4 protein-coding genes and 1 pseudogene are annotated in these 3,892 nt (G+C 53.4%); all 5 read right to left on the bottom strand.

The features are described from left to right. Positions 1-155: 155 nt before the first annotated feature. On the bottom strand, positions 156-347 hold the full coding sequence (locus AWJ19_RS06690) for a helix-turn-helix domain-containing protein (RefSeq protein WP_068722317.1): 192 nt from the start codon (positions 345-347) through the stop codon (positions 156-158). Between the two features lie 759 nt (positions 348-1,106). Further along, positions 1,107-1,667 carry a DUF559 domain-containing protein gene (locus AWJ19_RS06685; protein ID WP_347231087.1) on the bottom strand — a complete coding sequence of 187 codons (561 nt, stop codon included), beginning with the start codon at positions 1,665-1,667 and terminating at the stop codon, positions 1,107-1,109. A 247-nt stretch (positions 1,668-1,914) separates the two neighbouring features. Continuing rightward, a complete protein-coding gene (locus tag AWJ19_RS06680; RefSeq protein WP_068722313.1) occupies positions 1,915-2,736 on the bottom strand; it encodes a class I SAM-dependent methyltransferase in 822 nt (273 codons plus the stop codon). A 130-nt stretch (positions 2,737-2,866) separates the two neighbouring features. Further along, the gene (locus AWJ19_RS06675; RefSeq protein WP_068722319.1) at positions 2,867-3,712 is read right to left on the bottom strand and encodes a 1,4-dihydroxy-6-naphthoate synthase; all 846 of its coding nucleotides are present in this window, start codon (positions 3,710-3,712) and stop codon (positions 2,867-2,869) included. Positions 3,713-3,732: 20 nt separating this feature from the next. Further along, positions 3,733-3,892: pseudogene (locus AWJ19_RS36310) on the bottom strand (futalosine hydrolase); the annotation flags it as partial.

Here is a 3,892-nt window from a genome sequence, read left to right as displayed (position 1 = left end):
GGATGAAGATAATGTAGTATGGCGTGTGAACAGCTAGTACCAGCTTTATAGATTACACAACAGCGGTTCCCGGTGATGGGGGAGCGCTGTTTTGTATTTTGAGTGAAAGTTACAAAAAAAGGATTTCGGTACTACGTATTTGCTATATAATTCCATTAAATGTAGAGAGAAACTGACAGGCTGAAAATACATCTGATCGTTTGACGTGCACGACTAAGTAGCTCACCTATGTCCTCAAAAGTATGGCCTTCGAGGCGAAGGCGAACCGCTAAATATCTTTCGTAAAGTCGTTTATCTGAAGTTTGTTTCATCGCTGTATTCAATTGCTCAATCTCTTTGTTACTCATTTTCATCGCCGCCTCGAGTTTATTTACTAGGTATTACCCGATTTGGCGACGAGAAAATTATGTTAGTTTATTAAATGCGTTCTATATAGTTGGAAAAAGGACACTTAATTCAGCCGGATTCGCTCCCACAGAGGCATATTGCCCAAACTAAGTAGCGATTTTCCAACTAGTTGCCCGAAAGTTACTCCACACGACTAAATAGATTGCTTTTTTCCACTTAGATGTTGTTGGTGGTGTACGGATTGCGCTGAGTGTTACTGTTCTAATTCCCGCCGGCATGCAGACTGCAAACCGCAAACCGCAAGCCGCTAGCCATAACGCACACCACAGGACGCTCCGCATACCGCAACCGCCAGCAAACGCTAAGTGGATAAACGTCACTTAGTTCTGCTCAAAACACCGAAACTGAGAATCTGGGTGGAAAAAGGACACTTAATTCAGCCGGATTCGCTCCCACAGAGACATATTGCCCAAACTAAGTAGCGATTTTCCAACTAATTGCTCGAAAGTTACTTTGCATTGCCGATTTAGTGTGCTTTTTTCCATTTAGTGATGAGGGGCGTTATACGTTAGAGTTTTGCTGCTCCTGCGTACTGTTATATCTACTATTTGATGCTGCCCGCAAAAGTAAGGTGGACATTAAGCAGCAGCTAATCTCTTAACCATGGGCAAAATGAAGGGGAAGTTCATAGGCTGATAAGCGGGATTCCCGGAACAACCGGAAACCGGATACGTACACCAACAGCGGCTGATCATCGCTTAATTGAAATAATCCAGCACACCATGCGCCAGCTCATAACGGATCACCCGCTCGTGTTTGCCTTTGTAGGAAGGCCTCAGCCAGCCCTTGTCACACAGACTGCGCAGATTACGGACGGCTGATCTGTAATCGATGTCGAAATGCTGCTTAACATCCTGAGGGCGGACAGCTCCGGTAAGCTGGATAGCAAGACGAATGGTCTCCTGCTCCATAAGCTGCAAACGGGAAGCAGGTGCCTCAGCAGCCTGGTATCTGCCCAAGTTCATCTGCAGCAGAGTCATACACAACTCGGGACGCTGCTCGACATCATCGTAGGCAAAGGAGATTACCCGGTAGCCCATTGCCTGCAGGAAGGTTTCCCGGTTGAGCTCGTTGCAGTATTTGGTGCGGTCCATATCGCGGACATGGGTGGCATAACCTTTAATCTCGATGAGCAATTTGATGTAACCCGGAATCCAGGCGAAGTCGGCAAAATAAGACCTGCCACGCCAGTCTGTCACCTCATATTCTGGATGAAGATTGGAGAAATCTCCTTTCAGCGGCCACCATACATTGCGCAAAAAGAGTATCTCCGCATGCTGATGCCCCCGTTCCAGCCGTCCTCGGCGTTCTCCCGCTGGCCTACTGGCCAAATGCCTTCCGATAAATTGCTGATGTGCGTCTTCAAATAACAATAAGCCCACGCTCCCCCTAAAATAGAAAACGTCCCGGCTTCCCCAAAGAGGTTAAGCCGGGAGTTCTTCGTCTCGTTGCAGTCAGTATAGGCTATATTAGCGAAAATGGCCAGATCATTCAGCACAGGCCAGGTTATTTAATTCCAATCCGCATGCGGTAGCTGATCAGAACAGGCAGGGTCCGTCCGTCAAAATATCGCTCCACCTCTGCAGTAAACTCGGCGATAGCCTCATCCAGCAGCGTTGATCCGAGCTTCAGCACTGTTTGAAGCCCGCCCTGGCTGAGCATCAGCCCCACGTAACGCGCTGCGTCGCAGGTCTCGGTATTATGAAACACGATTTCCCGGGCAAAGGTAAAATGGCCACTGGATTGTATCCGGGCAAGATGCTCGTCCTTATTCCATTTGTGAGCCCGCTCAGCCTCCGGCTGCAGCTCAGCCAGCAGGCTGTCGGCAGAGGTAATCAGGCGGTTGTACCGGGTTTCAATATCCGCCTGCAGCACCAGCGGCCAGTCGCAGTCGTAGGCTGCAAAAACACCGCCGGGACGCAGACATCGGCCAATTTCCTGCAAGGTGCTCACCGGCTCCATCCAGTGGAAGGACTGGGAGCAGGTGATGATGTCAACACTGCCCGATTCGAACGGGAGCTGGTTAGAATAGCCCTGCTGGAAAGACAGGGATTGTGCTTCGCTGTCCTGCTGCAGCTTTTCAGCGGCTTTGTTCAGCATATCGGGATTAGGCTCAATGCCGTAAACGGTATCGGCGGCATTTTTCCATACAAAGGTGGATAGTCCGGTTCCACAGCCGATATCGGCAACGACTGCAGGACGTGATCCCAGATAGTTACTGAGCAGGCTGGTCACGATCGGCGGCGCTTCTGGACGGTAACGGTCGTATTCGTTCTGGTAGCCCAAAAAACGGTCAATATTCTGTTTGCTGTTGCCGGCAGGAATCATGAAATCCTCTCCCATCCATAATCATAATGATTAGACCTGTTAAACAGCCGATTACTTCCTCAGCCCGCATGAGCAAGTGGCTCAAACGCGGGCAGGAGTAGTCCCGCTACTGCAGTATACATTAGAGAGGTTAACGCAGCAGCTCCGGGTCAACCGCCGGTACGAGCCCCTCGGCAGCTGCGCGGTTCAGCAGGCCAGAGATCGCTGCATAGCCCTCCTCGCCGAGATCCATGGAGAACCCGTTCACATACAGGTCGATATGCGACTTGGCCACCTCAGGTGACAGCTCCTGGGCATGACTGAGCACAAACTCGCGGCAGCCGCTGTCGGCGGGATGATCCCAGGCGAACTGCAGTGAGCTTCTGATCCAGCCGGCAATAGCCTCGTCATCAAGATCACGGCGGGCAATGATCGCTCCCAGCGGGATTGGCAGGCCGGTGTCGCTTTCCCACCAGCTGCCGAGATCGGTCAGCATGTTCAAGCCGTACGAGCTATAAGTGAAGCGCGCCTCATGAATGACCAGACCGGCATCAATTTGTCCGTCCCGGACAGCCGGCATGATCTCATCGAACGGCATGACGACAATCTCGCCGGGACCGCCCGGCACCTGCTGCGCAGCCCACAGCCGGAACAGGAGATAAGCCGTGGAGCGCTCGCTGGGCACGGCGATCCGCCGGCCGGACAGATCCGCCGGACGGCGGATTCCGCCCTGGCCGCCAGCCGTCAGCACAAGCGGCCCGCAGCCGCGGCCAAGCGCGCCGCCGCAAGGCAGCAGCTTGTACCGGTCGAGCACCCAGGGGAGGGCGGCGTAGGAGATTTTGAGCACTTCGGGTCCGGCACCGTCTGCGGCCAGCCCGTTAGTAATATCAATATCCGCAAAGGTCACGTTCAGCTTGGGTGCACCAGGCACCAGCCCGTGTGCCAAAGCGTAGAAAACAAAGGTGTCGTTCGGACATGGGGAAAAAGCTATGTTCAATTGCTCTGTCGTTGCTGGCATTACAGCACCTCCAATAGTATAGCGGCAGCTGCCGCTAGCGCGTCCAGCGCTGCAGGGATTTGCCACGCGGCCCGGTCGCGCGGGCCGACCGGGTTCGAGATCGCGCGTAGCTCCAGCGCCGCGATCCCGAACCGCTGGGCGGCCACGGCGACCCCGTGG

The organism is Paenibacillus sp. DMB5 (assembly GCF_001517085.1).
Lineage (GTDB): Bacteria > Bacillota > Bacilli > Paenibacillales > Paenibacillaceae > Paenibacillus_AQ.
Note: the sequence above shows the minus strand (reverse complement) of the source record. Positions and strands in the feature narration are given on the sequence as shown.

Bases quoted from the DNA above. Each gene is read 5' to 3' on its own strand.
- AWJ19_RS06690 (WP_068722317.1), bottom strand. From the start codon at position 347: ATGAGTAACAAAGAGATTGAGCAATTGAATACAGCGATGAAACAAACT.
- AWJ19_RS06680 (WP_068722313.1), bottom strand. From the start codon at position 2,736: ATGATTCCTGCCGGCAACAGCAAACAGAATATTGACCGTTTTTTGGGC.